Genomic DNA, 24,677 nt, shown 5'->3' with positions numbered 1-24,677 from the left:
GGCTCAGCGATCTGAGGCTAGCCGGGTGGCCGAAAACAGGATGTTGCGAAATCTAGCGCAGCTCACAGGCCTGAGGGCCGTTGCCGTCCGCTGCCTGCCTTCAACCGATACCCGCCTGATCAAGTTCGAGGACAAATTCCGCCCCCTGATTGAGGCCGCCAGGCGGCAGATGAGGGAATGGCATCCGGATCAGACATCGCAACAAGTCGAGGATGTTCTGAGTACCGGCCTGAGCTTAGTGAAGCAGGAGGCTGACCAGAGGGTTGATGAGCAGTCCTGCGACAGTCCGCAGGTGCGCGCGATGCTGCAGGGTTTTGAGCTTCATGCAGACACCGACGATATGAATCTCGAAGAAGTGATGGCGCGCTGAAAACGAAAGCGCCGGGCGGAGCGATCCACCCGGCGTTTCGCATTTCAGGAACGGCTTTGGCGTCTATGTCAGCGGCATGAACTGTTCATGCCGCTGTAGGACGCGACTGCGTCCGCCGGAGCGTTTTGGGGAGCGCCAGCGGACCGAAACGTGAGGAAGCCAAGCCGCCGGATGGCGGCGCCCGGCGATTGAGGGAACAAGAAACTTACTTGTGCCCGATCAGGGTGCCGGCGCCGCCCTCGGTGAAGATTTCCATGAGGATGGCGTGGGGCACGCGGCCGTCCAGGATGACGGAGGCGTCGACGCCCTTTTCCACCGCCTGGATGCAGGTCTCGATCTTGGGGATCATGCCGCCGCTGGCGGTGCCGTCGGCGATCAGGGCCTTGGCTTGGTCCACCGACAGCTCGGGGATCAGGGTCTTGTCCTTGGTCAGCACGCCGGCCACGTCGGTCAACAGCAGCAGGCGCTTGGCGTTCACGGCGGCGGCCACGGCGCCGGCGGCGGTGTCGGCGTTGATGTTGAACGTCTCGCCATGCGGGCCGAAGCCGATGGGGGCGATCACAGGGATCAGGCCGGCGTCCTGGATGCGGCGGATCATGCCCGGGTTGACGTTGAAGGGGTCTCCCACGAAGCCCAGGTCCAGCACCCGCTCGATGTTGCTGTCGGGGTCGCGCTTGGTGCGCATGACCTTGCGGGCCTCGATCAGGTTGCCGTCCTTGCCGGACATGCCGATGGCCTGGCCGCCCTGGTCATTGATCAGCTGCACCAGCTGCTTGTTGATGGAGCCGGACAGCACCATCTCAACGATCTCGACCGTCTCCTTGTCGGTGACGCGCAGACCGTCGATGAACTCGGACTTGATCTTCAGCCGGTCCAGCATCTGGCCGATCTGCGGCCCGCCGCCGTGCACGACGATGGGGTTGATGCCCACCTGCTTCAGCAACACGATGTCGCGGGCGAACATCTCGCCCAGGCGCTCGTCGCCCATGGCGTGGCCGCCATACTTCACGACGAAGGTCTGGCCGGCATAGCGGCGCATGTAGGGCAGCGCTTCCGACAGGGTGGTGGCCTTGCCCAACCAATCCTCACGCGAGGCGGCCAGGGAGGAGGAAGCGGCGGTGGCAGCGGTCATCGGCTCGGGATCCGTGTCACGGGATGGAAGGGCGGTTCGTATCTATACCCGACCCGGCCCCGGGGCAATCCCCCTGTCGGCCGGTGCGGCGATGGTCCCGAGCATAGCGGGGCGGACGCCCCGACGCCTGTTACGGATTCGCTAAAGCCGCCAGGCTGGCCCGCAGTTCCGGCACGCCCTGGCCGGTCTCGCTGCTGGTGAACAGCACCTCGGGATGGGCGGCGGGGTGCTTCTTGATCGCGGCCTGGGTGGCGGCGTGCACGTGGTTCAGGGCCTGGCGTGTCAGCTTGTCGGTCTTGGTCAGCACCACCTGATAGACCACGGCGGCGTTGTCCAGCATGCCCATGACCTCCATGTCGATGGGCTTGAAGCCATGGCGGCTGTCGATCAGCAGGCAGCAGCGGCGCAGGGTCACCCGGCCCTTGAGGTAGGCGCGCACGAACTCGTTCCACGCCTCCACCTTGTCCTTGCTCTCCTTGGCGTAGCCGTAGCCTGGCATGTCCACCAGCGACAGCCGGTCACCCAGGTCGAAGAAGTTCAGCTGCTGCGTCCGGCCTGGGGTGTGTGAGGTGCGGGCCAGGGTCTTGCGGCCGGTCAGGGCGTTCACCAGGCTGGACTTGCCCACGTTGGACCGGCCGGCGAAGGCCACCTCCGGCAGGCCCTGCGGCGGCAGGTTGTCCTTGGCCGAGGCGCCCCACTTGAACTCGCACTCCTTGGCGAACAGCAGGCGCCCCTGCTCCAGCGCCTCGGGCGAGATGGGGGTCAGGGCGGGCAGGGGGGGCAGCTGGATGGCCATGGGCCGGACTCTCTCACTTGCTTGAAATGGCGCGGGGGCATGGAACTTTGTCCCATGCCCCCGGCGGTATGAAAACACCTCTTGCACCAACGGTGCGCGGCCACGCCGCATGCCGTTGTAGGACGCGAGTGCGTCCGCCGGAGCGAGCACCCCCAGTTAGTGTAATGGGGGGCTTCGCTGAGGAAGCCAAGCCGGCGGAGGCCGGCCCCCGGCGCTTGAGGGCACTCCTTAAGTTGGCTTCACACCCATGCGGCGCATCAGCACGTACTGCTGCGTCACGCTGAACAGGTTGGACCACACATAGTAGATCACCAGGCCGGCGGGCAGGGAGCCCATCATCCAGGTGAAGACCAGAGGCATGGTCATCATCACCTTCTGCTGCGTCGGGTCCATGCCCGGGGTGGGCGTCATCTTCTGCAGCAGGAACATGGTGCAGCCCAGCAGGATGGGCCAGACGCCCAGGTGCAGGAAGGCGGGCGGGGTGAAGGGCAGCAGGCCGAACAGGTTGAACAGGCTGGTCGGATCGGGCGCCGACAGGTCATGAATCCAACCGAAGAAGGGCGCGTGCCGCATTTCGATGGTGACCGACAGCACCTTGTACAGCGACCAGAAGATCGGCATCTGGACCAGGACGGGCAGGCAGCCCGTCATGGGGTTGGCGCCTTCCTTCTTGTACAGCGCCATCATCTCGATGGACGCCTTCTGCTTGTCGTCGCCGGCGCGCTTGCGGATGGCCTCCACCTGCGGCTGCAGCTTCTTCATCTTGGCGGCGCTGCGGAACTGCTTCTGCGCCAGCGGGAACATCAGCGTGCGCAGGCAGATGGTGAACAGCATGATGCCCAGGCCGAAGTTGCCCAGCAGGCGGCCGAAGAAGTCCAGCGCCACCGAGAACGGCATGGTCAGGAACCACAGGTGGCCGAAGTCGATGGCCCGGTTGAACAGCGGGATGTGCTGCTCATCCTGGTAGCTGTCCAGCAGCCTCATCTCCTTGGCGCCGGCGAACAGGCGCTCGGTATCCTCGGTGCTCTGCCCGGCCTCCAGCGTCACCGACGGCTCGGCATAGTCGGTCTGGTACAGGTCACCCTTCTCCTGGTGGGTGACGTGGGCCGTCAGGCTCTTGGCCTGGTCCGGCACCAGGCTGACCAGCCAGTACTTGTCGGTGATGCCCAGCCAGCCGCCCTTGGTCTCGAAGGACTTGGAGGTTTCGCCGCTCACATCCTTGTAGCTGATCTCCTTCAGCGTGCCGTCCATCAGGCCGATGGGGCCCTCATGCAGCATGTAGGAACCGACCAGCGTCGGGTGGCTGGCCCGCGCGATGCGGGCGTAGGGGTAAAGGGTGACGGCGGCGGCGCCGTTGTTCGTCACCTTTTGGGTGACCGTGAACATGAAGTTGGCGTCGACCGCCACCTTGCGCTCGAACGTCAGTCCCTGGCCGTTGTCCCAGCGCAGGGTGACCGGGTGATCCGGCGTCAGTTCCGTCCCGTCGGCCTGCCAGTCGGTGGTGGGGCCGGGGACGGTGGCGCCGTTGGCGGTCCAGCCGTATTCCGCGAAATAGGCGCCGGGGGCGCCGCTGGGCGACAGCAGGGTGACGGCCGGGCTGCTCTTGTCCACCGTCTCGCGGTAGTCCTGCAGGCTGAGGTCGTCGAAGCGGCCGCCGCGCAGGTTCAGGCTGCCGACCAGGCGCGGAGTGCGGATGGTGACGCGCTGGCCTTCGCTCAGCACGGTGGCGCGGTCACGCAGGGCGTCGGCCACACCGCCCGAGGCCACGGCGCCCGGGGCCCCGGTGGGGGCAGCACCCGGCGCGGCCCCTGGGGTGGTATTGGGTGCCGCCAGGGCCTGGGCCGCTTCCTGCTTGGCCCGCGCCTCCTGCAGGGCGCGCTGGCGCGGCGCCTCGTAGAAATAGTGGAAGCCCACCAAAATGGCGGCCGACAGGCCCAAGGCAATGAACAGGTTCTTCTGATCGCTCATGTAATCACTTCCCACACGACCCCGGCCGGCGATGGCGGCAATCTTTGGAAACAGACGGCGGCAGGACCCTAACGGGCCGCGCGGCCCCCGTCCATATGGCAGCAATGAATGTCAGGCGAATGACGCCGCGATGGGGCCGATTCGGATGGGCCGGACGTCGCCGGCGGCACCGGATCGAGGCCCCCGGCCCCCCAGGGGTGGCAGCGGGCGATGCGGCGGACGGCCAGCCACGCCCCCTTGAGGCCCCCATGAACGGCCAACGCCTCCAGCGCATAGGCCGAACAGCTGGGTTCGAACCGGCAGCGCGGCCCCAGCAGCGGGGCCAGCAGCAGCCGGTAGGCATGGATGGGAAGGCGAAGAAGGCGGGCCAACGGGCTCATGACGCGGCGCCGGGGGCGGTGTCCGAGGACGGTCCGGCGGGCGCCGGCTGGGCCGCGGGCATGACAATAGCCCGGGCGCCCTCTGTCCAGGCGCCCAGCTTTTTCAAGGCCAGGGTCAGGTCAGCCAACAAATCAGCATAGCGCCGCGTCACGGTTTCACCGCGCGCGATCACCACGAAATCATTGTTGGGCTTGCCATGCAGGGCCAGCACCTCGCGCACGGCCGCGCGAAGGCGTCGCCGGGCGCGATTGCGCTTGACGGCGTTGCCGACCTTTTTACTGGCGGTAAAGCCCACGCGCACCAAAACGTCGCCGGCGGCAGGCCGCTGGCGATCGTCGTGGGCACGGGCTTGCAGAATCAGGCCGGGGGTTGCCCATTTACGGCGCGCCCCGGCAACGGCCAGAAACTCCGACCGTTTCAGGAGGCGCCCCACCACGGCTGCGCGCCGGGGCGCCATCTTCGACCTTAGGCCGACAGACGCTTGCGGCCCTGGGCGCGACGGCGGGCCAGAACCTTGCGACCGCCGGGGGTGGCCATGCGGGCGCGGAAGCCATGGCGGCGGGCACGCACGAGCTTGCTCGGCTGGAACGTACGCTTCACGACGGATACTCCGGATAAAAAACTGGAAAATGGAAGGGCGTTGTATAGTGGCGGCCCGGCGCAGAGTCAATGCGCCTGTTCTTCGTCGAAAGGATGGCCGCATTGCCTGTAGAGAAGGCGTCTCGCCATTATGAAAGCATGGACGCGGTTCGTCCATCACGGACGCCTGTCTCTCGGATACGGCGTCTGCTGCCTCTTGGCCTTTTGCTGGGGGGGCTTCTTGTGGTGTTGGCGGCCGGTGGGCACCACTGGTTGACGGTGGACGCCCTGGCCAGCCGCCTGCGCGACCTCTCCGATCTGGTTGACCAGCATCCCGCCTGGGCGGCGGCGGCCGTGTTCGGCGTGGCCTTGGGCGTGGCCGCCTTCTCCCTGCCGGCGGCCACGGTGGTCAGCCTGGGGGCCGGATACGCGTTCGGCGCGCCGCTGGGCGCCCTGCTGTCGGTGGCGGGCAGCACCTTGGGCGGAACCGTGGTTTTCCTGGCGTTGCGGCGCGCCGGCGCCGGTGGGCTGGCAGCAAGGCTGCCGGGCTGGCTGAAGCCGATGGCGCGGCAACCCTGGGCGGTCATCCTGGTCCTGCGCCTGCTGCCCGTCATGCCCTTCTCCGCCATCAACGTGCTGGCGGCGGCGATTCGCATGCCCCTGCCCGTCTTCGCGGCCGGCACGGCGCTGGGCGCCTATCCACCCCAGTTCCTTTACGCCCTGCTGGGGGCCCGCCTGCCGGCCTTGCTGGCCGCGGGCGAGCGGCCGGGCCTGGGGCTGCTGCTGCGGCCGGAAGTGGGCGGCCCCCTGGTGGCGTTGGCATTGCTGGCCCTGGCGCCGGTGCTCATCCGCACCTTCCGTCATCGGGCTTGAGCCTGCCGCACGGCCGATTCGCCCCCTATGTATAAGGTCCCTATGTTTAGGGCCCGAATCACTGACAAGAGGGACCGCCCATGGCTTGGGATCCAGCGCAGTATGGTCTGTTCGAGGCGGCCCGTGCCCGGCCCGGGCATGACCTGATCGCGGCACTGCCGCCGTGCAAGCCCGCCACCGTGGTCGATCTGGGCTGTGGGCCCGGCAAGCTGACCATGGCCCTGGCCAGCCGCTGGTCCGGGGCGGAGGTGGCGGGCATCGACAGCTCCCCCGCCATGCTGGGCCGCGCCGCCCTGCTGGACGCCCGCGTCGCCTGGGAACTGGGCGATATCCGCCATTGGCGCCCCAAGGCGCCGGTCGACCTGCTGTTCTCCAACGCCGCCCTGCAATGGGTGGAGGGGCACGCGGCGCTGTTCCCCCGGCTGTTCGACGCGGTGGCGCCGGGGGGCGTGATGGCGGTGCAGATGCCGCGCAACTTCGCCTCCCCTTCCCACACCTTGCTGCGGCGGGTGGCGGCGGAAGGGCCGTGGGCGGCGGTATTGGAGGGCCGGCTGAGGGAGGCGCCGGTGCACGATCCCGCCCAGTATTATGACTGGCTGTCCCCCGCCGCCGCCCACGTGAATGTATGGGAGACGGAATACCTGCACGTGCTGGACGGCCCCGACCCGGTGCTGGAATGGACCCGGGCCACGGCCATGCTGCCGGTCCTGGAAACGCTGACGGGGGCTGAACTGGCCGATTTCACGGAGCGGTACCGCGCGGCGCTGGCCTCCGCCTATCCCCGCCGTCCGGATGGCCGCACCCTGTTCCCCTTCCGCCGGCTGTTCATCGTGGCCACGCGGGCGTGAAATTGACGGCACGCGGGGAAGGACGGACAATGGGGCGTCGTTTCCCTTTTTCGCGCATGAGGCCCCATGACCGTCCTTGAGGTCGCCGTCTACGCCCTGGTGATGACCGGCGGGAATAAGCCGTTCTTTTGTGAGCAGACGGACCAGGTGGTGGAATGCACCAACGGCCTGTCGGCGACGGAGGAGAAGGGCGTCATCCACTACGACAACGGCGTGGTGGTGTCGCGCCTGCCGGACGGCAACCTATCCTTCTCCAACGGCATCACCGCCCATTGGGGGGCCGGCAGCTGGGTGCAGTTCAGCAACGGCATCAGCATGCGGCGCGTGGCCGGCGGCAACTTCAAGTCCTCCACCGGCATGCTGTGCGAGGCGGGGGGCACGATCAAGGCGTCGTGCCACAAAGAAGAAGATTAGCTTTTCCGTTACCTCAGGCGCCGGCGGGCCGTCTGGCCCTTGGCTATCCTCGGTTTCCAGTCCGCGTCGCTTCCCGGAAACCTGCGGCGGACGCAGTCGCGTCCTAGGTCGCTGCGCTTCCCTTTACACCACGCTGTCCGGCGCCAGCGCGCAGGGCTCGCCCAGGCCGGTTTCCACTTGGACGGTGGCATGGTTGATGCGGAAGCGCGCCTTCAGGTCGCGGCAGATTTCCGCCAGCAGGCGGTCGCCGTCCGCGTTGTCCGGGCGCACCAGGTGGGCGGTCAGGGCCGTGTCGGTGGTGCTGAGCGCCCAGACGTGCAGGTCGTGCACCTCCGTCACCCCCGGCAGGGCCGCCAAGTAGGCGCGCACGGCGGCGATGTCCACGCCGGCCGGCACGGCGTTCAGCGCCAGGTTCAGCGATTCGCGCAACAGCGACCAGGTGCCCAGCACGATGACCACGCTGATCACCAGGCTGATGACCGGGTCCAGCCAGCTCCACCCCGTCCATAGGATCAGGGCGCCGGCGATGACCACGCCCAGGGTGACCAGGGCGTCGGACGCCAGGTGCAGGAAGGCGCTGCGCAGGTTCAGGTCGTGCTGGGAGCCGCGCATGAACAGCAGGGCGGTGCCGCCATTGACCAGGATGCCGCCGGCCGCGACCCACATCATGATGGTGGGCGACGCAGGCTCGGGCTCGGCGAATCGGCGCAAGGCCTCCCACGCGATGCCGCCGGTGACCAGCAGCAGGGCCACGGCGTTGGCCAGGGCCGCCAGGATGGAACTGCCGCCCAGGCCGTAGGTATAGCGGCTGGAGGGCTGGCGCCGCGCCAGGATCACCGCCACCCAGCTGGCGGTCAGGCCCAGCACGTCGGACAGATTGTGACCCGCGTCCGCCAGCAGCGCCAGCGAGTTGCTGACGAATCCATAGAACGCTTCCGCCCCGACATAGGCCAGGTTCAGGGCGATGCCGATGGCGAAGGCCGCGCCGGCATCGGCCGGTGCGGCATGGTGATGCCCGCCCAGGCCATGGCTGTGTCCATGGTGGTCGTGATCGTGCCCGTCATGATCATGGCCATGATGATCGTGCCCGTGGTCATGCCCGGCGCAGCCGTGGGCGTCATGGTCGTGCCCATGATCATGCCCCGCGCCATGGCTGTGGTCATGGCCGTGGGTCGGCGCGGTTGGGGCCGGCGAAGTGCTGGAAGGGTCGTGATCGTGCGGGGCCATGGGCTGCGGGCGTACCGTGGTGGGCTGGGGTGGCAACCATACCGTGGGCGGCGCCGGGGGGCCATGGGCTCGGTGGCCGGTGGGCTTATGCCGCAGGCATCAGCCGGCGGTGGCGGGCGTCGCGTCAGCCGCGTTCTTGGCCAGGGTCAGCTGGTCCAGCCGGGTACGATAGCCGGCGACGGCGGCCAGCACCTCGTTCATGCGCTTTTCCGCATCATCCACGCGGCTGGTCAGGCCCATCAGGGCATGGGCGTCCTGGCGCAGCTGCTCCAGCTCATGGGGGGGCAGGGTGTGGCGGGTCTTCAGGATGCCCAGCAGGGTTTCCATGCGGCGGATGTGGTTCGTGGCCTCCACCCGCAAGTCGCCCGGCGGCAGGCGCCGCTCCAGATCCTCCAGCACGCTGGTCACGCGCAGGGCGTGGTCCATGGCGCGCTTCTCCGGCGGTTGGGTCGACAGGCCGGGCAGGGCGAACTCCACCAGGAAGGCGACCTGGAAGCCGTGGCGCACCACCTTCTCGGCGTCGATGACGCGGGCCGCCTGGGCGGTCAGCTCGTGGATGTTCACGCGGTCGAACTCGCCCGTGCATTTCAGGCGGGGGGGATTGGGCACATCGATCAGCTGTATCACCTGGCCCTCGCGGGGCGCGCGCCGCCGGTCGGGGCCGATATAGTCGCTGGTGACGACGAATTTCTTGCGGTTCTCCACCAGGTTGACCAGCCGCTCCTGCACCTGCTTGGGCGAGTAGGGCTTCACCAGGATGTCGTCGGCGCCGGAACTGGCGAAGCGGATCAGCATCTGCTGCGTCGGGTTCCAGGTCATGACGATGGCGCCGACGAAGGGGTTGAGCGTCGTCAGGCCGTGGCGGATGGCGTGGATCCAGCGCAGCGCAGCACCGTCCGCCTGGTCGGCATCCAGGATGACCAGGTCGATGGTGGCGGGACTGCCGGCGGCCTCCGCCAGGGTGGCGTGATCCGTCACCTTGTCCATGCCCATGCGCGCCAGCATGGCGCGCAGGATGCGCCGGGTGTTCAGGTCGGCGTCAACCAGCAGGGTCTGGATCTTGCTGAGGTCAAGGGACATGAGGCGGACGGCAGGGGCGCGAGTGATGGGGGATAACCGGCCGGTGGGCGCCGATCATTCCGACAGCCCAACGACGACACGGAATCATGGCCGCTCGCCCCCAATAATGCAATGAATGCGAGAGGGCCGGCCTCTGAGAATGGGGGCGCCCCCGAAAGGATAGCCCCCGCCGATCCATCCCCACTCCTGGGTTAGCCGGTGATGCGATCCGCCACCGTCGGGCCGCGCCGGGCGGGCCCCCCGCCCACGGTGTAGGCCGCCGCCAAGGCCGCCACGGCGGCCTCCGCGTCGGCTTCGGTCGCGGCATGGACCTGGGCCAGCGGCCGGCCGCCGGGGCCGACCCGGTCGCCCAAACCCGCGATGGCGGTGAAGCCCACGCGATGGTCCACGCCATCCTGTGGCCGGGTACGCCCGCCGCCCAGCGCCACCACGGCGATGCCTACGGCGCGGGTGTCGATGGCGGTGACGGTGCCGGCCTCCACGGCATGGATGTCGCGCACCACCGGGGCCGCCGCCAGGTAGGCCTCAGACCGTTCCAGGAAGTCGGCGGGGCCGCCCAGGGCCGCCACCATGCGGCTGAAGCGGTCGGCGGCGCTGCCATCGGCCAGTGCCCGGTCCACCTTGGCGCGGGCCTCCGTGAGGTCGGTGGCCAGGCCGCCCAGCAGGATCAACTCCGCCGTCAGGTCGCGCGTCACCTCCCACAGCCGGGATTCGGGCGCGTCGCCTTTCAGGATGGCCACGCACTCCGCCACCTCGACCGCGTTGCCGGCGGTGGTGCCCAGCACCTCGTTCATGTCGGTCAGCAGCGACACGGTCGGCAGGCCGGCGCCCCGCGCCACGCTGGCGATGCTGCGGGCCAGCGCTTCCGCCTTGTCATACTGCGCCATGAAGGCGCCGCTGCCGAACTTCACGTCCATCACCAGGCCGTCCAGGCCGGCGGCCAGCTTCTTGGACAGGATGGAGGCGGTGATGAGGTCTATGCTCTCCACCGTCGCGGTCACGTCGCGGATGGAATAGAGGCGGCGGTCGGCGGGTGCCAGGTCGGCTGTGGCGCCGATGACGGCGCAGCCCACCTCCCGCACCACCTGGCGCAGCGTCCCCAGGTCCGGCTGCACGACATAGCCGGGGATGCTTTCCATCTTGTCGAAGGTGCCGCCGGTGTGGCCCAGGCCCCGCCCGGACAGCATGGGGACGAAGCCGCCGCAGGCCGCCACCAGGGGCGCCAGCAGCAGGCTGACCTTGTCGCCGACGCCGCCGGTGGAATGCTTGTCCAGGATGGGCCCCGGCAGATCTTGCGAGCGCCATTCCATCACCGTGCCGGATTGGGTCATGGCGCGGGTCAGGGCCACGCGCTCCTCCATCTCCAGCCCCTGGAAATAGACCGCCATGGCGAAGGCCGCGGCCTGGCCCTCCGTGACCCGGCCGTCGGTCAGGCCACGCACGAAATCGGTGATGTCGGCGGCGCTCAGGCGGCCGCCGTCGCGCTTCTGGCGGATGATTTCTTGGGGAAGCATGGGATGGTCCGTTCACGAAGGGGACAGCGGCCAAGGGGCGGCCGTGACGGGGGCGATGGAAGGGGGCGATGGAAGGGAGGTTAATATCCGCTGGTCGCGGCTGGGCGCCCGTCACCTTGGCCCAGGGCTGCCAGCAGGGCGTCCAGCAGGCCCGAAGCGCCGAAGCGGAAGGTGGCGGGGCTGGCCCAGTCAGGGCCGCAGATCTTGTCGGCCAGCGCCAGATAATCCCGCGCGCCGTCCAGGTCGCGAATGCCGCCCGACGCCTTGAAGCCCACGCGGCGGGGGCTGTCGGGCTTCAGGCTGTCGCGGCAGGCTTCCAGCATGATGCGGGCGGCGCCCAGGGTGGCGCCGATCTGCACCTTGCCGGTGGAGGTCTTCAGGAAATCGGCGCCGTTGCGCACCGCGATCTCCACCGCCTTTTCAATGAAGACGGGTTTGGCCAGGCTGCCGGTTTCCAGGATCACCTTCATCACGGCGTCGCCCGCCGCCTCCCGCGTGGCGGCCAGCACCTCATCCGGCTGGGTGCTGTTCGGGTAATGCATGATGCTGTGATAGGGGATGACCACGTCGATCTCATCCGCGCCATCGGCCAGTGCTGCGGCCGTCTGCTCCGCCACCTTTTCCGGCGACAGGCTGCCGCCGGGGAAGTTCACCACCGTGGCGATGCGCACGCCGGTGCCGGCCAAACGTCCCCGGGCCTGGGGAATGAAGCTGGGCCACAGGCAGACGGCGGCGACCCGCCCGGCCGAAGTGACGGCCCGCGCGCACAGCGCGTCGGTCGTGGCCTCGTCCTCCTCCTCGTTCAGGCTGGTGAGGTCCAGCAGGGGCAGGGCGCGGCGGGCCAGATCCTGGCCCTCTTTCGTCTGGGGATCGGTCATGGCGTCAACAGCTCAACCCGTTAGAAACTGAGGTTATCCGGCCCGAAGGAAAAGGGCAGCAGCTGGTCCATGGTGAAGGTGGCGCGCACCCCCTCCGGCCCCGCTACATGGATCAGGGTATCGGGGGCGGAAAATTCGCGCAGGCGCTGGCGACAGCCGCCGCAGGGCGTGCACAGTCCCGACGCGTCAACGTTCGGGTCGGCCGGCGCGCCGATGACGACGATTTCCGCGATCCGCTTGGCGCCGCCGGCCACCATGGCGCCGATGGCGCTGGCCTCCGCGCACTGGCCCTGGGGATAGGCCGCGTTCTCCACATTGGCGCCGACGAAGACGGTGCCGTCCGCCGTGCGAAGAGCCGCGCCCACCAGGAAACGGGAATAGGGCGCATGGGCATGCAGGCGCGCGGCGGCGGCGGCCGTGAACAGCGCGGGCGATGCCGGTGTGGGCACAGGGTGCGGGGGCACAGGGGCGGGCGGAGGTGCGGACATGTGGGGCCTGGGCTCTGGCGGGTGGGTGTTTGTCCAACGCGGTTGAAGCGGCAAGGACCACGCCGCCACACCCTGGACACCGCCACAACCTGACCAAATGGTCAAGTCTTGGGAGTGCCTACCCCGTAGGAAATCACAAGGCCCACAAATACGAAAGCGGTCCTTGGGGGACCGCTTTCGGTAGGATCGGTACGGCTGTTCGACTAAGGCGCCGGCCTTCAGCCAGACATCGCGCCTTAGTCGAACAGGGCGTCGATATCCGACTGACTGCTGGGGCCGGTTGGCGCGGCGGGCTTGGGAGCCGCCGCCGGCGCGCCGGCGGCGTTGAACAGGGCGTCGATGTTGTCCTGGCTGACGTCGTTCAGGGCCGGGCCGTTCAGCAGATGCGCATCGGGCCGGGTGTCGCCGGGCTTGGTCGGCATCATCGCATCGCCGTTGCCTTCCACCCCCCAGATGCCGATCATCGCCGCCACCCGATGCTCGATATAGCGCAGGGTGTTCACCACCTTGGTGGTGCGCTGGCCGGTGATGTCCTGGAAGCTGCAGGCCAGCAGGATGGACATGACGTGGTTTTCGATATCGGTGGCGATCTCGATGACGTCGATGTGGCCGGTGCGGGCCAACCGTTCGGTGGTGGCCTGGATGGCTTCCGCGGCGGACAGGATGTCGCTGGTCGCCCGCTCCGTTGCGGTGACGATGGCGTCCAGCTCCGAGGTGGCGGCCAGAATGCGGCTGTTGGCCGAATCCTTGGGCACCATCTGGGCGATTTCCTGCTTCGTCTGCTCAATATGCGAGGACAGCTGCCGCAGTTCCTGCCGCATCATGTGCATGTGCGGATGCTGGCCGGCGATAGCGATGCTGCCGTCGCCCAGCTGATGACTCATGGACTGCAGCTTGCCGACCTCGGCCCGCAAGGCGCCCAGCAGATCCCCACCGGCCGCCGCCCCCACGTTCCGCATATGGGCGTCGCGCTTTTCCAGAAAGGCGCGGGTCCGCGGATCGTTCAGCAGCTCGGCCTCAATGGCGGTGTAATCGGCGGCCGTCAGGGCCGCCGTTTCAACCACACCCGTCTTCTGGCCCATGCGGGGTTACTCCAGCGTGCCGAGGACGCTCTCGATCTTCTTTTTCAGCGTTTCGGCGTTGAACGGCTTCACGATGTAGTTGTTGACGCCGGCTTCCTTGGCGGCAACCACGTTTTCCGTCTTGGACTCGGCGGTGACCATGATGAAGGGCGTGCCCTTCAGGCGGACGTCCGCGCGCACTTCCTTCAGCAGCTGCAGGCCGGTCATGGGCTCCATGTTCCAGTCGGAAATGACCAGCCCGACGTTGGAGCCGCGCAGCTTGCCCAGGGCCTCCGCGCCATCGGCGGCCTCTTCGATCTGGGTGAAGCCGATCTGGGTCAGCAGATTGCGCACGATGCGGCGCATGGTGGCGTAGTCGTCGACAACGAGGACGGGGGTGGCAGAGGCCTTGGCCATAGGAACATGTCTCCGGAGGGTACTTGGCGATACGGTGGGCGGGGCCACCGGGGGGCTATTAATGTGAATCCCGGCAGACCCTAACACGAGTCTGGGTTGTCGCCCATCACCCACCCGTATGGGGAGTGTCGAAAGAAGAAGCCCCGCCATGGCGGTGGGGCAAATGGGGAGGCTTTTGGGCGTATTTGCATATTGCAATGCATTATCAAAAGAACCTATCCCAAGGGCGTGATGCAAGTTGCAGCGACCCGGCGGGTCGCCGACATGCGGCGTCTAAGGGTTGGACGGCGTTCCAACCCGGTTCAACCAAACAGTAAAATGAATTCGTTGAATTTTGGTGAACGCCGGTCTGGGAAGGCGCGGTACTTGGCACGGTGGATGCTTAATAACTTGGCATGAACAAACTTGGCGCCGAAGCCGCGCCGAACCGATGGGAACCTCTGCCATGATCCGCCGCATCGCCGCCGCCGCCGCCACCGCCGCCCTGGTCTCCAGCGCCCTGTTCGCCGCCCCCGCCTTCGCCGCCGCCGGCACGTCGGGCACCATCCAGCTGAACAGCACGGTCGCTCAGACCTGCACCGTGGCGGTGACCGATGCCGGCGCCACCCTGAACATCCTGTCCGGCTCCAGCAACGTGGCGGTCGGCAGCGTGGTCGAGAACTGCAACGACGGCGCCGGCTACACCATCACCGTCGCCTCGGCCAACAACGGCACCCTGAAGTCCAGCGCCACCGGCGCCCAGGCCATCAGCTACACCACGTCCTACGACGGCACCAGCGGCTCGGGCTCCAGCTTCGCCGTCACCCGCTCCGGCGCCCAGTTCAACAAGACCGCCGCCGTGTCCGTGACCGTCCCGGCCAACGCCCAGGCCATCGCCGGCAGCTACGCCGACACCCTGACCATCACCATCGCCGGCAAGTAAGCCGCCCCCTCTTCGCCGGACCAAAAGGGCGCCCCCGGCCGGGGCGCCCGTTCGCGCGTCCGGGCCGACCCTGGCGAACGGCAAATCCTAATGCATTGATTCGCTTGCGTTCCTGACCTTCCGCCCACTGCGGAACGCAAGGGTTGGGCTGCCGCGCCCGACAGGCCCGGCCGGCATAAATCCGATATATTAACCTTATCAATGCGTTAACAAATAAGCCCGGCGCGGTCCCGGTTCTGGCCCCCCGTTTGCTGTTACCTCTCCCATCAAGCAGACGGGCAACAAGCCCAGCCGAACCGATAGGAACCACCGTCATGATCCGCTTCGCCGCCGCCGCCCTGATCGCCGCCGCTTCCCTGGCCGCCGCCCCCGCCTTCGCCGCCGCCGGCGCCTCGGGCACCATCCAGCTGAACAGCACCGTCGCCCAGACCTGCACCGTGGCCGTCACCGACGCCGGTGCCCAGCTGAACATCCTCTCCGGCTCCAACGCCGTCACCGTCGGCAGCGTGGTCGAGACCTGCAACGACGGCGCCGGCTACCAGATCAGCGTCACCTCCGCCAACGGCGGCACCCTGAAGTCCAACGCCACCGGCGCCCAGCCCGTCAGCTACACCCCCATCTACGACGGCCAGTCCAGCGGCAGCAGCGTCAACGTCGTCCGCTCCTCCGCCCAGTTCAACAAGACCGCCACCGTCGCCGTCACCGTCCCCGCCAACGCCCAGGCCATCGCCGGCAGCTACACCGACACCCTCACCATCACCATCCAGGGCAAGTGAGCCGCCAGCCACACCAGCGCACAAGCAAAACGGCCCCGCCTGGTTGACCAGGCGGGGCCGTTGCCATTTCGTATCCTGAAGGTCACGCCCCTAAACGCTTGATCTTCTGGCCGGGGTATATTCGGCGGGGGCAGTCGGTTAATCTGGGGAAGCGAGCCGCCGGGGCAGGCGGCATCTGTCCGTTTAGGGGTATGGGGCGTGACTGTGAATGAACGGGGCGCGCGCCCGGCGCGGAGCGCGCCGGCCGCCAGAGGGGGCCAAGGCGCCGGCGATGGACGCGCCAAGGGTAGCGGCGTCACCTCGCGCTTCATCGGCACGACGCTGGCGGGGGTGCTGGCCACCATCGTCCTACTATGGTTCGTCGTCTCCGCCGGCGGCAGCTGGCATTTCTATTACAATCCCGAGGGCCTGGTCATCGTGCTGGGCGGTGTCGTCTGCGTCGCGCTGCTGGCCTTTCGTGGTGACGAGATTCGCGCTGCCCTGGGCGCCCTGGTCGGCATCGTGCGCGACCGCGACAGCATCCGCGCCGACGTGGCCGAGTTGATGGAGGTCGCCCGTCCTCTTTATGAAAAGCGTATCCAGGCGGCGGATGAGCGGGCCCAGCGCGTGTCCCATCCGTTCCTGCGCCTGGGCCTGCAGATGGTCGTGGATGGCCAGCCGCTGGAGGACCTGCTGCAGGTCATGAACTGGCGCATCCAGAAACAGATGGAGCTGGAGGCCGGGCAATCGCGCTTTTTCCGCACGCTGGCGACCTTCTCCCCCGCCTTCGGCCTGTTGGGTACGCTGGCCGGCATGGTCGGCATGCTGAAGCATCTGGGCGAGGGTGACATCGGCCTGATCGGCGCCAGCATGGCGGTGGCCATGCTGGCCACGCTGTACGGCCTCATCCTGGCCAACCTGGTGTTCAAGCCCATCGCCATCAAGCTGGAGCAACGCACCGGCCGGCGGGTTGCCCTGATGAACGTCCTGTTGGAGGGGGTGGTGCTGACCCATCTCGGGCGCTCCCCTACCCTGATCCAGGACAGCCTGGACCATTACCTGCGCGACGCGCGGGAGGAGGACTGGGGTGGCGCCTAGCGACCAGTCCAGCGGCGCCGGCAATGGTGGTGGCGACCCGCCGCCGCCCAAGCCCCGGCACACCGCCCGCGTCTATGCCTCCGGTGTTCCCGTCCCGCCCCCCGTCATGCCGGGGGCGGCGCACGCTTCGTCCGCGCAACCGTCCACCCCCAAATCGCCGCTGCCCAAGCCCCCTGCCCGCCCGGACGTCCGTGCCCGGGGGGGGCGGCTGGCCCATAACCGCACGGTTCCGGGCCGCATGCCCGGCGAACCGGCCGAGGAGTCGGAGGAGTGGGTCATCAGCTACATGGACATGGTCACGCTGCTGATGATCGTGTTCCTGGGCATGGTGGCCATCCTGGGCATCAACGGCCGGCTGAAGCTGAAGTCCGACAACAACCAGCCGGGCGCCGGTCGCGTGGCGGTCACGGCCGATCCCATCGGGGCGCCCGCCCGGGACATGGCCAAGCATCCGACGGCGGCCTCCACCACCAGCCCCACCTTCCCGCCCGTCCCCTCCTACCCGCCGCAGCGCCCGCCCACCGACGCCCTTCCGGAGGCCGGCCCGGCGGAAGAACCGACGGCGGAGGCCAAGCGCCTGGCCCAGGCCCTGGAGGCGCAGGACCTGCCGCCCGACGTGCAGGTCACCCCCCACGGCAGCGGCCTGTCCATCGAGATCAAGGATCGGGTGCTGTTCGCCTCCGGCCGGGCCGATTTGGGGGAGGAGGGGCAGCAGTTGCTGGCCCGCCTGGTCCCCATGCTGCAATCGTTGAAGGGCATGGTGACGGTGGAGGGGCACACCGACAGCAACGCCATCAATACCGCCCGCTTTCCCAGCAACTGGGAATTGTCGGCCGCCCGCGCGGCCGCCGTGGTGCGCATGTTGATCAGCGACGGCGTGCCGGCCAACCGCCTGCGGGCGGTCGGCTATGCCGATACCCGGCCGCATGTGGCGCCACCGGGGGGCAACGCCGACCCCACCGCGCCGGACCATGACCGTGCCGCCGACCGGCGCGTCACCTTGATCGTCGAGACCCGCTAGAGCGGAACGCGATCAGGTGCTGTCACCTGATCGTGTAAATCCGCTCTATCATGAACAGGTTAAGAGCGAGATGCGATCATAACGGATCGCATCTCGCTCTAGGAGGCAGCGGCGCGTCGCGCCACTGGCCGGGCGCCAGGTCCTCCAGCGTCCAATCGCCCACCGCCCAGCGCACCAGGCGCAGGGTGGGGAAGCCTACGGCCGCCGTCATGCGCCGGACCTGGCGGTTGCGCCCCTCCCTCAAGGTCAGCTCCACCCAACTGGTGGGGATGGATGCCCGGTAGCGGATGGGCGGGTCGCGGGGCCACAGGCCGGCGGGCTCCGCCATCAGCCGCGCGCCGGCGGGCAGGGTGGGGCCATCCTTCAGCAGGACGCCCCGGCGCAGGGCTTCCAGGGCCGCCTCGTCCGGCACGCCCTCGACCTGCGCCCAGTAGGTCTTGGGGGATTTGTGCTTGGGGTCGGCGATGCGGTGGATCAGGGGGCCATGGTCGCTCAGCACCAGCAGCCCTTCGCTGTCCCGGTCCAGGCGGCCGGCCGGATAGACGCCGGGCACGTCGACATAATCCTTCACCGTCGCCCGAGGTTTGCCCCCATTGGCCCCATCGTCGCTGAACTGCGACAGCACGTCATAGGGCTTGTTGAACAGGATCAGCCGCGGCATCTCAGGCCCGCCGGACCCCGGAGGTCGCCAAAGCATGGACCAGGATGGCGGCGGTGGCCGAGACGTTCAGCGACTGGACTTGGCCGCTGCCGCGCAGGGTGACCAGCTGGTTGCAGGCCTGCAGCGTGGTGGCGGGCAGGCCCACCTCCTCGTTGCCCAGGATCAGGGCGGCGGGCTTGGGCTGGCCGCCCGCCAGGACGGCCGCCGGGTCCGGATGGTCGCCCAGGGCGGTGCCGACGATTCGATAGTGGGCGCGCAGATGGCGCAGTGTCTGGACGAAGCGCGAGGCCTGGTACAGCGTCACATATTCCAACCCGCCCTCGGCCACGCGATAGGTGGCCTCGGACGGCAGGGCCTGCTCGCCATGGTCGGACAGCACCAGGCGGTTGATGCCGAAGAAGGCGCAGGTGCGGACGATGGCGCCCAGATTGTGTGGATTGCCGACGCCGTCCAGAATCATCAGCGGCTCCCCCGCCGCCGCCCATCGCGCCGCCTCGTCCACGTCGAGCGGCAGGACGGGCCGGGGTGGGGCCACCGCCACGACGCCGCCATGCAGGGGGGTACCGGCCACCTTCTCCATTTCATCGGCGGGCAGCAGGCGATAGACCTTGCGCGCCTGGGCCAAGGCCGCGCAGTAGGCGCCCACCTTCTCCTTCATGCGGTCGTCGAAGAACAGCCGCTCCACCCGCCCCGGGTCCTGGGCGAACAGGGCGGCCACCGCCGGCAGGCCCAGGACGCGGAAGGTCTTGCGGCGGGCGCTGTCACCGCCGGTGGCTTCAGCCATACCGACGGGCTTGGGCTGGGGGGCGGCCTTGGACGGCCCTTTGGCGCTGCGGGGGTCCGGCATCCCTGGTCCTCGTGACGAATAGCGGTGATGGGGCCGCATGAAGCGCGCGGGTCCTTACGGGGTCAACCGGTTTTGTTTCAACCCAGAAGACGCCCCAGCCGCACGCCGGCGCGATCCAGCAGTGCCGCGAAGGCCGGGCCCGCCAGATAGGCCTGTTCCACCTGGCGGCTGGCCACCACCGGGTCCAGCCCGGCCAGCACCTCGTCAGGAAGGGCGGGATGCACCATGATCAGCGCACGGTCGCGGGCCGGTTCCAGGAACTTGGCCATCAGCGCGGGAAAGTCGCGGCCGGGGCCGAAATCGTAAACGCCGCGGAAGCCCCGGTTGGTGGGGATGCCGCGCCGAGCCGCCGCCGCCGCCAATCCGCGTGCCAGGGTGGCGATGATCAGGGCCTTCACGCTGTCCACCCCGCGGGCCAGCACGGCCGGGATGGGTTCGGAGCAGTCGCGCACGTAAACGCTGCCCGCTGGATAGCGACGCGCCACGGCGTCCAGCACCAGGCCCCGGATGCCGGGCAGCAGGTGCACATGCTGGTGCCCGTCGACGTGCGACGGTGCCCGTCCGGCATGAGCCTCGAACAGATCCAGCTGCCGGTCGATCTCCGCCGTCAGGTCGGCCTGGATCGCGGCCCCCATCAGGCGGCCTGTCAGGGCGCGGACCATCAGGTCGCCCACGCTGCCGAAGCGTCCGCTGGGCGCCAGCGCCGGGCAGGGGCCCGCCGGCTCCTGGTCCGTCAGGGTCAGGTGCAGGCCGATGTCCGCCTGGTCCGCCACCTCCGCCAGCCAGGTGGCATGCTCCGGCCAATAGGGCGTGGCGGTCATGCAGCTGGTGCCCGACAGCCGCCCCTGGCGAATCAGGGCCAGGATGCCCTGGGACACGCCGGGGGACAGGCCATAGTCGTCGGCATTGACGACGACAACGGGACGACTCCCGTCGGCATTGACGACGACAACGGGACGACTCGCGTCGGGGGGCGGGGTGATGATTCCGGTCATGGCGCGCGCCCCTCGGCCAGCAGCTTGGGGATTTCGGGGTTCACGTCCGCGCCGCTGGGCAAGGGGGCGGCCGGGTCGGTGATCCAGGCCAGGATATCCTGCCACACGATCCGGGCCTGAAGGTCGCGCAACATCATATGCCAGGCCGTGGGATAAAAGGCGATGCGGGGCCCGCCCTGGCTGGGGTCCGGCAGGCGGGCCAGGGCCTTGGTCATCGGTTCGCGCGGGATCAACTCCTCATGCTGGCCGTACATCACCAGCGACGGTACCCGGAAGTCCGGCGCCGCGGCCATGGCCGCGTCCATCAGGTCGGTCAGGCCCTCCAGCGCGTCCACGCGGGTCGCCTTCACCACCAGGGGGTCGCGGCCCAGCGCGATCATCATGGGGATGTTGTCCGACGCCTGCACATGGACCAGGCCGCGCGGCGGGGTCAGGCTCAGCCAGGGCACGGTCCAGTTGGCGATGGCCAGCGCCCAGCGCTGATAGAAGGGCATGGTGCCGCGCGACCAGACGGCGGGGGCGGTCAGAATGGCGCCCTTGAACCCCGCCGGCAGGGTGTGGCCGGCCAGGGCGGTCATCAGCACGGCCCCGCCCATGCTCTCCCCCGTCAGGAACAGGGGGGTGTCGGGATAGCGCTCGTGCAGGGCCGCCGCCGCGTCCCACATGTCGCGCACCAAGAGGTCGCCGCCGGCCCAGACGCCGGGCCGGGGATTGCGGCCATAGCCGCGCTGGTCATAGGCGTAGGTGGCGACACCGTGCTCCGCCCACCAGCGGCCGGGCGCGTCATAGGCGTTGGCGTAGTCGTTGAAGCCGTGCAGCGCCAGGATGACGGCGCGCGGCGCCCCATCGGCGGGCAGCCAGGACTGGGTGGGCAGCACGGCGCCGTCGCGCGCCGTGATCCCGGCCTGGGTCAAGTGCGGGGTGACGGCCACCGGCGGCGGCGCCACCCGCGGGGTGGTGGCGCAGGCGGTCACGGACAGCAAAAGCAGGCCAGCCGCCAGCCAGCGGCGGTGCTGGCGCGGAACGGCGACGGGATGGATGCGACCCTCAGCCCTCGCCATTGCCGGCAGGGGCGCGGGTCAGCTGAAGGAAGATGTCCTCCAGGTCCGATTCCTTGGTGCTGAGGTCGACAATGGTCAGGCCGGCGGCGGCGATGGCGTTCAGCACCTCCCCCACCTTCACGCGGCTGGGGGGATATTGCACCGTCAGTTGCCGGCCCTTCAGCGCGACCTCGAAGCCAGCCAGGGTGGCGGGCACCTCCGTCAGGTCCCGGTCCACCACCGCCACCAGGTCCTTGCGGTCCAGGGTGCGCAGCAGGCGGTCGGTGCTGTCGCATGCCACCACCTGGCCATGGTTGACGATGGCGATGCTGTCGCACAGCTCCTGCGCTTCTTCCAGGTAGTGGGTGGTCAGCACCACGGTGGTGCCCGCGCGGTTCAGTTCGCGCACATGGGCCCACAGCGACTGGCGCAGTTCCACGTCCACGCCGGCGGTGGGTTCGTCCAGCACCAGGACGGGTGGCGTGTGCACCATGGCCTTGGCCACCATCAGGCGGCGGCGCATGCCGCCCGACAGGGTGCGGGCATAGGCGTTGGCCTTGTCCTTCAGGCCCACAGCCTCCAGCAGGCGCTCGGTCTGTCGCTCGCGCTTCGGCACACCGTACAGGCCGGCCTGCAGGTCCAACAGTTCCCGCGGCGTGAAGAAGGGATCCATGTTCAGTTCCTGGGGCACCACGCCGATGGCGGCGCGGGCGGCCCGCGGGTCCTGGTCGATATCGATGCCCCAGATTTTGGCCGTGCCGCCGCTCTTGGTCACCAGGCCCGCCAGGATGTTGATCATGGTGGACTTGCCGGCGCCATTGGGGCCCAGCAGGCCATAGACCGAGCCGCGCGGGATGGACAGGTCTATGCCCTTCAGCGCCAGCTTGGCCGGCGCCTTGCCACTGGCCTTATAGGTCTTGGTCAGGCCGCGCAGCTCAATCGCCAGGGCGGGCTGGGCGCCGGCCGGTGGGATGGGGGCCGGCGGCGTCGGGGTGGGGTGCGTGTCGGGCGCGCGCGTATCAGGCATGGGATCGGAACGGTCCATGATGGCGGGGCCGGAAAGCGTGGGGCCCGAAATGAAGGGGAGGCCTAACAAAACCGGATGCAAAAAGGCGTACACCCCGCGGTTGATGGCGGTCAACCACGGCCATCACACCCCGTGGCATACCCCCTGGGTGGCGCGACGGGCGACCGGAACAGGGGGGAAGGGGGGCCGGGCGCCGCCACCGGCGCCTCGCCCTTGATCCGCCGGCGCGCTTGGCTATGATCCGGGCGTCGGTGGGACGGCCGTCCCGCCCCCTTGACCTTTATCTTTACGGAGCGCCCAAGGCCATGCAGCCGATTGAGACGATCTATGTCGACACCCCGTCCGTCGGGTGTGATGGCGGGGGCGGTGCGCTGGGCCATCCGCTGGTCTACCTGACCATGGAAAAGAACGGCGAGATCGACTGCCCCTATTGCGGCCGCCATTTCGTCCTCTCCGAGGCCGGCAAGGCCAAGGGCGGCCACGGCCACTGACGCCGGGCCCGCCAGGGGCCCGCCAGGGCCGGCATACCACGCGCCAGGACGGGCCGCCTATCGTTTGCCGTCCTGGCGCGGGCACCCTATTCTTTCGCATCGATAGCGGCCTGCGACTCGTCGCGATATACCAGTGCCGGTATATTTGCCGGCCCCGCACCGCTATCATTGGGGGCGGGCCAGTCTTTAACGGCACCTGATGGCCCCCACTTCCTCCCAATCCAAGCCCACCCACCTGCCGCTGGCCAAGCTTCCGTTCGTCGGTCTGCGGCGTGACGGTGCCTTGGGCTATTGGGTGATGCCCCAGGATGGCGATATCGCCGTCGGGGCCGCCGCCGTGGGCCTGGGACGCACCTACGCCGCCTGGTTCCTGCTCTATGCCGAGATCAATGGCCGGGCCGCTGCGCGCGCCCTGATGGACAGCATCGAGCGAGAGATGCCGTCTCGCTTTCCCGCCGTTGATCGCACCTTCCTCCGCGAGATCGCCAGTCAAGGCTTCTCACAAAGCGCTGCGTGAAGTTGCGCGAAATTCTCCCGCACAGGTTGCCTCCCGCCCCACCGGGGTTTATGGTGCCGATGATAACCGCCCATGAACGGGCCAGCGTGATCGGCTTGGCGATATGGTGTGGCGGTCCGATGCGACAATTTGTGGAAAATTTTCGCTAATGTTAGGCTCACCAGGAACGCCGAAAGGATCACCGCGGTCGTGCTTGAAGAATTCAGCATCAGCCTGTTCGTGATCGCGCTCCTCGGCGCGGTCGGCATGGTCGCCATGGTGCTGTTCCGCCAGACCTTGCTCTACGCCACCCGCAACGCCGTGGCGGAGTTGGAGGGCCGGGTGGACAAGGCGCGCACCGCCATGGACCAGGCCGCCAAGGCCCATGACCAGAACCTGGCCCGGGGCCGGGATTTGGCGGAGGAGCGGCGCATGATCCAGAACCAACTGGCGGAAACGCATCGCCGCCTGCTGTCCGCCCAGTCCGACAATTTTGAGCTGATCCATGAGCTGGGGGAGGCGGGCGCCGGCCGCCGGCTCTATACCGGCAGCCTGGCCCTGGGGCCGACCCTGACCGTCAACCAGACGGCCACCACACACAGCCATTTGCGCGGGTGTCCCCACCTGGTCGAGGTGTGGGCCGACAACCAGGCGGAGGCCCTGCGCCTCGCCCGCCAGGCCTTTCCGGAGACGGCGGGTTTCACCCTGTCCATGCTGCAGGCGCGTGACGCCGCGTCCCCGCAACTGGCGGCCTCCTGATGTCGGCCGCGCTGCTCGCCAATATCGGGCTGATCGTCCTGTTGATGTATTCGCTCATCCAGTTCACGCTGACCGCCCGCAGCATTGAGGAGGACCGCCGGACGCGGGAGCGCCGGCTGGGCCGTCTGGAGGAGGAATTGGGTCACGCCACCGCCGCCGCCAATGACGCCAAGGCCACGGCCGAGGGCAGCGCCCGCGAGGTCGCTGTCCTGGAGGAAGCGGTGGCGGAACTGCGCGCCGTGCGCACGGAGGCGGATGCCAAGCTGCGTGAATTGCAGTCCGCGCCCCGCCGCCGCCTGATCGTCCCGGACAAGGCGGTGCTGGTGCATGGCCGCCTGTGGGAGGTGACCGTGGCCCCCGTGGCCGGGATGGCCGCCAACGGGGGGGAGCCGGAAATCCCCGGCGGCGATGACGGCGCGCGCGTCTATCTGCTGGGCGCCACCACGGACCGCGACGCCCGTTTCCGGGCGGAACAGCGCTTTCCCACCGGCCTGGGCTATCGCGTCCAGAAGGTGGAACGCTTCAAGCGGGGGTAAGGC

The 24,677-nt window shown here is 68.7% G+C and carries 30 protein-coding genes; 12 read left to right on the top strand and 18 right to left on the bottom strand.

The annotated features are described in order from the left end of the window. Positions 1-25 precede the first annotated feature (25 nt). Positions 26-370, top strand: coding sequence for a hypothetical protein (locus tag FBZ90_RS13250; protein WP_145732789.1), 345 nt, complete (start codon positions 26-28; stop codon positions 368-370). A 205-nt stretch (positions 371-575) separates the two neighbouring features. Here the strand turns inward: FBZ90_RS13250 and argB are convergent, their stop codons facing one another. From argB to rpmH, 6 genes are all read right to left on the bottom strand, one after another. Beyond that, positions 576-1,502 carry an acetylglutamate kinase gene (argB, locus tag FBZ90_RS13245; RefSeq protein WP_145732788.1) on the bottom strand — a complete coding sequence of 309 codons (927 nt, stop codon included), beginning with the start codon at positions 1,500-1,502 and terminating at the stop codon, positions 576-578. 130 nt (positions 1,503-1,632) lie between these two features. Further along, on the bottom strand, positions 1,633-2,298 hold the full coding sequence (gene yihA, locus FBZ90_RS13240) for a ribosome biogenesis GTP-binding protein YihA/YsxC (protein ID WP_145610552.1): 666 nt from the start codon (positions 2,296-2,298) through the stop codon (positions 1,633-1,635). 228 nt (positions 2,299-2,526) lie between these two features. Further along, on the bottom strand, positions 2,527-4,266 hold the full coding sequence (gene yidC, locus FBZ90_RS13235) for a membrane protein insertase YidC (protein ID WP_145732787.1): 1,740 nt from the start codon (positions 4,264-4,266) through the stop codon (positions 2,527-2,529). A 68-nt stretch (positions 4,267-4,334) separates the two neighbouring features. Continuing rightward, positions 4,335-4,646 carry a membrane protein insertion efficiency factor YidD gene (gene yidD, locus FBZ90_RS13230; RefSeq protein ID WP_145732785.1) on the bottom strand — a complete coding sequence of 104 codons (312 nt, stop codon included), beginning with the start codon at positions 4,644-4,646 and terminating at the stop codon, positions 4,335-4,337. Beyond that, entirely contained in the window at positions 4,643-5,104 is a 462-nt protein-coding gene (rnpA, locus tag FBZ90_RS13225; RefSeq protein ID WP_145732784.1) for a ribonuclease P protein component, read from the bottom strand. Before rnpA ends, yidD begins: the two co-directional genes overlap by 4 nt. 8 nt (positions 5,105-5,112) lie before the next feature. Beyond that, entirely contained in the window at positions 5,113-5,247 is a 135-nt protein-coding gene (gene rpmH, locus FBZ90_RS13220) for a 50S ribosomal protein L34 (protein WP_044558639.1), read from the bottom strand. A gap of 225 nt (positions 5,248-5,472) precedes the next feature. On the opposite strand from rpmH, the gene FBZ90_RS13215 reads away from it, so the two are divergent. The 3 genes from FBZ90_RS13215 (at position 5,473) to FBZ90_RS13205 (ending at position 7,361) form a co-directional block, all read left to right on the top strand. Further along, the gene (locus tag FBZ90_RS13215) at positions 5,473-6,099 is read left to right on the top strand and encodes a TVP38/TMEM64 family protein (RefSeq protein ID WP_186455792.1); all 627 of its coding nucleotides are present in this window, start codon (positions 5,473-5,475) and stop codon (positions 6,097-6,099) included. An 80-nt stretch (positions 6,100-6,179) separates the two neighbouring features. Further along, complete coding sequence (locus tag FBZ90_RS13210) at positions 6,180-6,947, top strand: methyltransferase domain-containing protein (protein WP_145732782.1); 768 nt, start codon at positions 6,180-6,182, stop codon at positions 6,945-6,947. Between the two features lie 66 nt (positions 6,948-7,013). Then, positions 7,014-7,361: a hypothetical protein gene (locus tag FBZ90_RS13205; RefSeq protein ID WP_145732780.1), complete on the top strand. Its 348-nt coding sequence runs from the start codon at positions 7,014-7,016 to the stop codon at positions 7,359-7,361. A gap of 123 nt (positions 7,362-7,484) precedes the next feature. On the opposite strand, the gene FBZ90_RS13200 is transcribed toward FBZ90_RS13205, so the two are convergent. The 7 genes from FBZ90_RS13200 to FBZ90_RS13170 form a co-directional block, all read right to left on the bottom strand. Continuing rightward, positions 7,485-8,588 (bottom strand): cation diffusion facilitator family transporter, encoded by a 1,104-nt coding sequence (locus FBZ90_RS13200; protein WP_145732779.1) that lies wholly within the window; start codon positions 8,586-8,588, stop codon positions 7,485-7,487. Between the two features lie 99 nt (positions 8,589-8,687). Next, positions 8,688-9,668 (bottom strand): response regulator, encoded by a 981-nt coding sequence (locus FBZ90_RS13195; RefSeq protein WP_145732778.1) that lies wholly within the window; start codon positions 9,666-9,668, stop codon positions 8,688-8,690. A 191-nt stretch (positions 9,669-9,859) separates the two neighbouring features. Beyond that, positions 9,860-11,182: a thymidine phosphorylase gene (gene deoA, locus FBZ90_RS13190; RefSeq protein ID WP_145732777.1), complete on the bottom strand. Its 1,323-nt coding sequence runs from the start codon at positions 11,180-11,182 to the stop codon at positions 9,860-9,862. 80 nt (positions 11,183-11,262) lie between these two features. After that, positions 11,263-12,060: a deoxyribose-phosphate aldolase gene (gene deoC, locus FBZ90_RS13185; RefSeq protein ID WP_145732776.1), complete on the bottom strand. Its 798-nt coding sequence runs from the start codon at positions 12,058-12,060 to the stop codon at positions 11,263-11,265. A gap of 20 nt (positions 12,061-12,080) precedes the next feature. Further along, a complete protein-coding gene (gene cdd / locus FBZ90_RS13180) occupies positions 12,081-12,548 on the bottom strand; it encodes a cytidine deaminase (protein ID WP_145732774.1) in 468 nt (155 codons plus the stop codon). 236 nt (positions 12,549-12,784) lie between these two features. Then, the gene (locus tag FBZ90_RS13175) at positions 12,785-13,630 is read right to left on the bottom strand and encodes a protein phosphatase CheZ (protein ID WP_145732773.1); all 846 of its coding nucleotides are present in this window, start codon (positions 13,628-13,630) and stop codon (positions 12,785-12,787) included. Between the two features lie 6 nt (positions 13,631-13,636). Then, positions 13,637-14,026 carry a response regulator gene (locus FBZ90_RS13170; protein WP_145732772.1) on the bottom strand — a complete coding sequence of 130 codons (390 nt, stop codon included), beginning with the start codon at positions 14,024-14,026 and terminating at the stop codon, positions 13,637-13,639. 445 nt (positions 14,027-14,471) lie between these two features. On the opposite strand from FBZ90_RS13170, the gene FBZ90_RS13165 reads away from it, so the two are divergent. The 4 genes from FBZ90_RS13165 (at position 14,472) to FBZ90_RS13150 (ending at position 17,822) form a co-directional block, all read left to right on the top strand. Next, positions 14,472-14,948, top strand: coding sequence for a Csu type fimbrial protein (locus FBZ90_RS13165; protein WP_145732771.1), 477 nt, complete (start codon positions 14,472-14,474; stop codon positions 14,946-14,948). Between the two features lie 314 nt (positions 14,949-15,262). After that, a complete protein-coding gene (locus FBZ90_RS13160; protein ID WP_145732769.1) occupies positions 15,263-15,724 on the top strand; it encodes a spore coat protein U domain-containing protein in 462 nt (153 codons plus the stop codon). Positions 15,725-15,922: 198 nt separating this feature from the next. Next, positions 15,923-16,801, top strand: a complete 879-nt coding sequence (locus FBZ90_RS13155; RefSeq protein WP_246130392.1) for a motility protein A — start codon at positions 15,923-15,925, stop codon at positions 16,799-16,801. After that, positions 16,791-17,822: an OmpA/MotB family protein gene (locus tag FBZ90_RS13150; RefSeq protein WP_145732768.1), complete on the top strand. Its 1,032-nt coding sequence runs from the start codon at positions 16,791-16,793 to the stop codon at positions 17,820-17,822. Before FBZ90_RS13155 ends, FBZ90_RS13150 begins: the two co-directional genes overlap by 11 nt. Before the next feature lie 76 nt (positions 17,823-17,898). Here the strand turns inward: FBZ90_RS13150 and FBZ90_RS13145 are convergent, their stop codons facing one another. The 5 genes from FBZ90_RS13145 to FBZ90_RS13125 all read right to left on the bottom strand — a co-directional run bounded on the left by FBZ90_RS13145 (position 17,899) and on the right by FBZ90_RS13125 (position 22,392). Beyond that, positions 17,899-18,483 (bottom strand): rRNA large subunit pseudouridine synthase E, encoded by a 585-nt coding sequence (locus FBZ90_RS13145; RefSeq protein WP_186455791.1) that lies wholly within the window; start codon positions 18,481-18,483, stop codon positions 17,899-17,901. 1 nt (position 18,484) lies between these two features. Continuing rightward, entirely contained in the window at positions 18,485-19,330 is an 846-nt protein-coding gene (locus FBZ90_RS13140) for a TrmH family RNA methyltransferase (RefSeq protein WP_145732765.1), read from the bottom strand. A gap of 77 nt (positions 19,331-19,407) precedes the next feature. Continuing rightward, positions 19,408-20,325, bottom strand: a complete 918-nt coding sequence (locus FBZ90_RS13135; protein ID WP_145732764.1) for a ChbG/HpnK family deacetylase — start codon at positions 20,323-20,325, stop codon at positions 19,408-19,410. Continuing rightward, positions 20,322-21,386, bottom strand: a complete 1,065-nt coding sequence (locus tag FBZ90_RS13130) for an alpha/beta fold hydrolase (RefSeq protein ID WP_145732763.1) — start codon at positions 21,384-21,386, stop codon at positions 20,322-20,324. Before FBZ90_RS13130 ends, FBZ90_RS13135 begins: the two co-directional genes overlap by 4 nt. Then, the gene (locus tag FBZ90_RS13125; RefSeq protein ID WP_420872597.1) at positions 21,373-22,392 is read right to left on the bottom strand and encodes an ABC transporter ATP-binding protein; all 1,020 of its coding nucleotides are present in this window, start codon (positions 22,390-22,392) and stop codon (positions 21,373-21,375) included. Before FBZ90_RS13125 ends, FBZ90_RS13130 begins: the two co-directional genes overlap by 14 nt. Before the next feature lie 305 nt (positions 22,393-22,697). Here FBZ90_RS13125 and FBZ90_RS13120 point away from each other — a divergent pair, with 305 nt between their 5' ends. The 4 genes from FBZ90_RS13120 to FBZ90_RS13105 all read left to right on the top strand — a co-directional run bounded on the left by FBZ90_RS13120 (position 22,698) and on the right by FBZ90_RS13105 (position 24,674). Further along, complete coding sequence (locus FBZ90_RS13120) at positions 22,698-22,883, top strand: zinc-finger domain-containing protein (RefSeq protein WP_145732760.1); 186 nt, start codon at positions 22,698-22,700, stop codon at positions 22,881-22,883. A gap of 199 nt (positions 22,884-23,082) precedes the next feature. Next, positions 23,083-23,400 carry a hypothetical protein gene (locus tag FBZ90_RS13115; RefSeq protein WP_145732759.1) on the top strand — a complete coding sequence of 106 codons (318 nt, stop codon included), beginning with the start codon at positions 23,083-23,085 and terminating at the stop codon, positions 23,398-23,400. Positions 23,401-23,589: 189 nt separating this feature from the next. Then, the gene (locus tag FBZ90_RS13110; RefSeq protein WP_145732757.1) at positions 23,590-24,138 is read left to right on the top strand and encodes a hypothetical protein; all 549 of its coding nucleotides are present in this window, start codon (positions 23,590-23,592) and stop codon (positions 24,136-24,138) included. Further along, entirely contained in the window at positions 24,138-24,674 is a 537-nt protein-coding gene (locus FBZ90_RS13105; RefSeq protein WP_145732755.1) for a hypothetical protein, read from the top strand. Before FBZ90_RS13110 ends, FBZ90_RS13105 begins: the two co-directional genes overlap by 1 nt. The last annotated feature ends 3 nt before the right edge of the window (positions 24,675-24,677 follow it).

It is taken from the genome of Nitrospirillum pindoramense (genome assembly GCF_007827955.1).
Lineage (GTDB): Bacteria > Pseudomonadota > Alphaproteobacteria > Azospirillales > Azospirillaceae > Nitrospirillum > Nitrospirillum amazonense_B.
The sequence above is the reverse complement of the archived record's forward strand: the minus strand, read 5'-3'. Positions and strand labels throughout refer to the sequence as shown.